This is a genomic window from uncultured Succinivibrio sp. (assembly GCF_902756765.1).
GTDB lineage: Bacteria > Pseudomonadota > Gammaproteobacteria > Enterobacterales > Succinivibrionaceae > Succinivibrio.
In genome coordinates this window covers 1-5,347 of sequence record NZ_CACVSS010000105.1, presented here as the reverse complement: position 1 = coordinate 5,347, position 5,347 = coordinate 1, and the positions used below count along the sequence as shown (strand labels likewise).

Annotated in this window: 4 protein-coding genes; 2 read left to right on the top strand and 2 right to left on the bottom strand. The window is 36.8% G+C overall.

What is annotated here, in order from left to right; genetic code table 11:
- Positions 1-429 precede the first annotated feature (429 nt).
- Both QZU45_RS10625 and QZU45_RS10620 read left to right on the top strand, forming a co-directional pair.
- Positions 430-1,851 carry a YcjX family protein gene (locus QZU45_RS10625; RefSeq protein ID WP_295355124.1) on the top strand — a complete coding sequence of 474 codons (1,422 nt, stop codon included), beginning with the start codon at positions 430-432 and terminating at the stop codon, positions 1,849-1,851.
- Complete coding sequence (locus tag QZU45_RS10620) at positions 1,848-2,942, top strand: TIGR01620 family protein (protein ID WP_295355122.1); 1,095 nt, start codon at positions 1,848-1,850, stop codon at positions 2,940-2,942. The genes QZU45_RS10625 and QZU45_RS10620 overlap by 4 nt, the downstream gene beginning before the upstream one ends.
- A gap of 202 nt (positions 2,943-3,144) precedes the next feature.
- Here QZU45_RS10620 and QZU45_RS10615 read toward each other — a convergent pair whose 3' ends face one another.
- Positions 3,145-4,785, bottom strand: a complete 1,641-nt coding sequence (locus QZU45_RS10615) for an AAA family ATPase (RefSeq protein WP_295355120.1) — start codon at positions 4,783-4,785, stop codon at positions 3,145-3,147.
- 144 nt (positions 4,786-4,929) lie between these two features.
- Positions 4,930-5,347 (bottom strand): PD-(D/E)XK nuclease domain-containing protein (locus QZU45_RS10610; RefSeq protein WP_295355118.1); only part of this gene is annotated, 418 nt, incomplete at its 5' end.

Sequence of the window (5,347 nt, the reverse complement as noted above, 5' to 3'; positions counted from 1 at the left end):
CATAGTGAAATTCCACGTTAAAACTTCAGAATCAGAAATTTTTGCATCCGCATATATATGCGATTTCAGGAATACATCGAATACAGATTTTTAAAGAGCTAAAATGCGATGTTATACAAAACGCATTTTTATAAGGTTTTAGCCTAATTTCTTAAGATCTTAGGCATGAAAAAAAATTTATTTAAAATACCTCTTAAAACAGTCAAAAGAATATTTCTGTATTCAAATAAAACTGATTCAGCTTTTGCTAATGCTAGATTTGGTAATATTAAGGCTTCTTCAACAACTGTTTTAAAACAGGGCACGCACTTTGCTTTATTAAGTTGTTCATACTCGAAAAACAGGATTAAGAATAAATAAATCAGCTCTTATCTTTTTCTTTTATAATACAAATAGAAGATAACAGATTATAAAACATCAGGAGCTGTAATGAGCATTTTCTCTGATCCCATCAAAACCGTTGATCGTCTTTTTGATGAGCTTTCAGACAGCATCAATGAAGGGGTAAACCGTCTCTTTGATAAAGAGATAAAGATTGGAGTAACCGGTTTTTCCCGAGGAGGAAAAACTGCGTTTATAACCTCTTTAGTAAATACCATTTTAAACTTCGGAAATGAAGGTTCCTCTGAAAAATTACCAAGATTCTCTGAATACGAGAAATCCGGAATCTATTACGGAGGTATTGCTCCAAATCATGATTTATCTGTTCCTGCCTTTCCTTATCATGAATATTACGATGGACTGGTAAATCCTGAGCCTCTCTGGCCGGTTGCCACTGATAATATCAGTGAAATCCGACTTGAAATAAGATTTAAGGAAAATCGTCTTCTGATGCCAGGAGAGCATCGCAGTCTTTATCTTGATATCTGGGATTATCCTGGAGAATGGCTTATTGATCTAGTGCTGCTGGACCTCTCCTATGAGGATTTCAGCAGCATGATGCTATCTCAGGTTAGAAAACTCTCTTCAATTATTCCAAAGAGTAATACTCTTTTAGCTTTAAAAGACAGACTTGACCCATGTAAAGCTCCTGATCCACGTCTCCTAAAGGAAAGTGTAGAGCATTACGTACAGTGGCTTTTAGAGTGTAAAAGGGCAGGAATGTCTCTTATAGTCCCAAGCCGTCAGGTGCTTCCGGGAAATCTTTTAGGAGCTCCGATTATTGAATTTATGCCATGGCTGTGGGAGGCTCCTTCTTCATATTCAAAGGATTCTCTTTATGGAGTAATGAAAAAACGATATGACTCCTATAAGAAGGAGATTGTAGAGAATTTCTATGAAACCATGTTTTCAAAGCTTGATCGCCAGGTGATTCTCATTGACTGTTTTGCAGCACTAAAAGGTGGTCGTGAAGCCTTTGTAAACGTAAATGATACCTTTGAAACCTTACTTAAGAATTTCTCCTATGGCGAGAATAATCTTCTGCAGAGGATATTTTCACCAAAGATAGACAAGGTTATCTTTGCTGCCACCAAAGCCGATCAGGTTACCTATGATGAGGAGAAACATTTATTATCTCTTTTACGTTCCATGGTAACCTCCGCCTCCCATGAAATTCGCGGACAGAGCAGTAACTGTCAGTATATGGTACTCTCTTCAATTGCTGCCACAAAGTGTCTTGAGGTTAACTATCAGGGAAGAAATACTCAGGTGCTATCAACTGGCAGAGAAGGGGAAAACTACTTTTATCCTGGCTCAGTTCCATCACAGTGGTCAGAGCAGAGCATGGCAGATTTTCAGAAGCATTTTATTATGCGACAGCTGCCACCACCTCTTATGAATCCTGGTGATCCAATTCCTAATATCAACATGGATGTAATGCTGAGTTATCTTTTAAAGGACAAGCTATGAGTGAGTTTAAGGCCGGATTTGAAATTCCTAAAGAGAAACTTCATGAGAAGAAAACTGTTGCCTCAGAATATACCAGTGAGCAGGATCAGAATGAGAGTTTTCAAAAGGGCTTCTATGTAAAAGATGCGGTTAGTGTCAGAGAGATAAAGTCAGCTGAAATCCCATCTGAGGAGCTTACTACAGTTCCTTTTGAAGATGAAACTGATGAAGAGCAGGAGCTGACGCTTAGAACAAGATTCTGGTCCAGTCCTATCTTCATGTTTCTGCTTCTAGTTATTACCATAGGTGGGCTTCAAGTTTATGAATTGATTTCCTCTGCCTTTGAGAAAAGTTCTATCGCCGGATGGTGCTGGTCAGGCGGTATTTCCTTTGTACTGTTTCTGGTTATTCTCTCTATCTTCAGAGAGCTATCCTCTGTATGGAAACTGAAGAATACCTATGAGAGCAGAGTTCGCTATGAGAGAACTCTACATCAGGGGACCTCATCTGATGCAGTTGCCCTCTGTAAAAAGATGTTTAGTGCCAATGATGCTCAATCAAAGGTTCATCTGGAAAGCTTCTTAAAGAAGGTGAAGCCTAACTTCAGTGTTGAGGAGATATTTGATATCTATGAAAGGGAAGTCTTAAGTCCTCTTGATGAGAAAGCCAGAAGCATTGTAATAAAACGCTCCCGTGAAACCGGTGTAGTGGTAGCTCTAAGTCCGATTGCCTGGCTTGATATGGCTTTTTCTCTTGCTCGATCACTGCGTATGGTTCGTGAAATTGCTGAAGTCTATGGCTATCACTGTGGACTGTGGGGGAGATTTGAGCTTTACAGAAAGATTATACGTAATGTTGTGTTTATCGGAATTGCTGATCTGTCCACGGATGCCATTGCAGATGTCATCGGTGCTAAAACCTTTGCCAAACTCAGTGCTGCTGTTGGTCAGGGCCTTGCAGCCGGAATATATTCCACCAGATTAGGGTATATGACTATTAAAGCTATAAGACCGCTTCCTATTTCAAGAGATAAGCTAAAGCTTGGTGATCTTCGTATGGAGATGATTACAGGAGTGGTTAAATATTTAGGACTTAAGAAAACAACTGATTAGCTGTTTTTCTTGATTTCTTAATTATAATCCGTGATATCTCGGGCAAATAGTCGTATCGAAAAACAGAGAAATGAAGATTTTCTTTTTTTTCATTTGCGTTATTGATACATTTTTCCGTGTCTAATAGTGGGATAATAAGCTACATTTGCTGATTCGTAGCATGGAAATATTTGCTAATAAACTTAGTGTTCCATATTTCCTTCTACTGTTTTTCACTTTCTGATATACCTGCAATCTTATACATTGTAATCTGTCGTTTATTCTTTTCTCCATTGAATACACAGGCAATCTGAATCAGTTCTCGGTCACCAAGATTTTCGTATCCATAGCGTTTTTCAATGAGCTGCTTTTCTGCTTCAGCAAGTTTCTTTTGTTCTTCACTTTCCTTATTTGTGTACTTTAGTTCAAGCACAACTCTGCGTTTAGAGAAGTTAATAAGAATATCACTTCTTCCTTTGCTGTTATTCTGTTCAATACGAACATCATGATTCTTTCCTAATAGATAAACCTGTAGTAATGCTCTAAGTACAGATTCATCATTAACAGGATATTTATCATAGGATAAAGCAGATAAGACCTCGTTGAATAAGAAGATAATTTCATCTGCAGATCCTCTTTCAATAAGATATCTGTTCTTCAATGAGAATGCTGCTGTTTGGGTATTAAAGATTTTTAAACTTAGCAGCATGAATAAGGCCGACTTAACTTCTCTATTTGCAGGACCTAAGGTTATGTCATATCCGGGAACTATTTCGGACTTTAAGGTTAAATATCCGGTCTGACACATCAGAACATTCTCGTTGATATCAATGAGAGAGGTCGGATTTTTAAAATCGTTGTATGGAATTGAAATTTCAGAATTAAGCAGTTTCTCTATATCAAGATTATGAGACTCCATGTAATTCATAAGAATAGATGGAAGTCCTCCTACGTCATACCAATAGTCTCCAAATTCCACACATTTTTTTCTGTATATGGACTGAAGAAAAACATTTACAGAATAGGTTGAGAATACCTTATTCTTATGAAACTCATCAAAACTGAATCCATCGTAATTATCAGCAATTCGGTCAACAAACTCATCAATTTCCTCATTTGTAACACTATCAGCTGATTTTTCTTTCTCATAAGAGATACCTAGCTTAAGATAATCATCATAGAATTTCTTGATCTCATCTCGGGTAAAGCCAATCATAGAGGAATAATCATTTTCATAGCTTAAATCCATAATATCAGAGCCAACCGAGAAGATTGATACATCCTTAAGACGGGTTACTCCGGTGACAGCCATGAATTTAATCTGCCTTTTACCTTTCAATACTCCATAAAAATCTCTGATACAGATTCTGAATTTTTCATACAGTTCTGGATTATTGATGTTAGCTGTCATCTGTCGATCATATTCATCGATAAGAAGAACAATCTTCATATTATCCGGCATAACCGTAAAAATATTTCTTATCAGATTATTGGGGTCATTATCGTCTGTATAACCTTCGATTCCATTGAGTCTGGCAAAATCACGAATTGGCTGACAAAGACTAGTTTTAAATGATTCTAAATCAGTCGTAGGATATTCAAGAAAGCTCAAATGAAGAACAGGATATTTATCCTGCTTCCATTTGTCATAAATCCATGTTCCCTTGAAATAAGGCTCAACACCTTTTTCAAAAAGAGTTCCGATGGTATTTAGAGTTAGAGATTTACCAAAACGACGAGGACGAGAAATGAATACCCGATCAAAATCTTTAGTCAGATTGTAAATATATTCTGTCTTATCAACGTATATTGAATCTTTATCAATAATATTCTCAATATTCTCTGACTGTGCAATTAGTTTCATGATTACGTCTCACTGACTTATTTATGCTTTTGATTTTTTTGAGCGTTACATGGCTATAGCTCAGGGGCATCTGCAATATTTATTGGTAAACCTATTGAAATATTAACCAAGACATTTAAAAGTCAGTCCTGGTTCTTTATTTTCTTATAATTCCACGGTCTTAAACAAGGTAATCTGACGTTTATTTTTATCTCCATTAAATACGCAGGCTATCTGTAACAGTTCTCTGTCACCAAGATCCTCAAGACCATAACTTTTTTCTTTAACCTGATTTTCAGCCTCAGCCAGTTTTGCCTTCTCTTCTGTTTCCTTGTCCGTGTATTTAAGTTCAAGAACCACTCTGCGTTTAGGGAAGTTTACAAGAATATCACTTCTGCCTTTATAGTTATGCTGTTCAACTCGAACATCATGATTCTTGCCAATCAGGTAGACCTGTAGCAGAGATCTTAAAACAGATTCATTCTTTACCGGATATTTGTCATAGGATAAGGCTGCTAAAACTTCATTGAAAAGATTAATAATATCTTCGACAGTTCCTTGTTCAAGGACGTATTTCTTACCT

Excerpts from the sequence above, each read along its gene's own strand:
- QZU45_RS10625 (WP_295355124.1), top strand. The coding sequence starts at position 430 with ATGAGCATTTTCTCTGATCCCATCAAAACCGTTGATCGTCTTTTTGAT.
- QZU45_RS10620 (WP_295355122.1), top strand. The coding sequence starts at position 1,848 with ATGAGTGAGTTTAAGGCCGGATTTGAAATTCCTAAAGAGAAACTTCAT.
- QZU45_RS10615 (WP_295355120.1), bottom strand. The coding sequence starts at position 4,785 with ATGAAACTAATTGCACAGTCAGAGAATATTGAGAATATTATTGATAAA.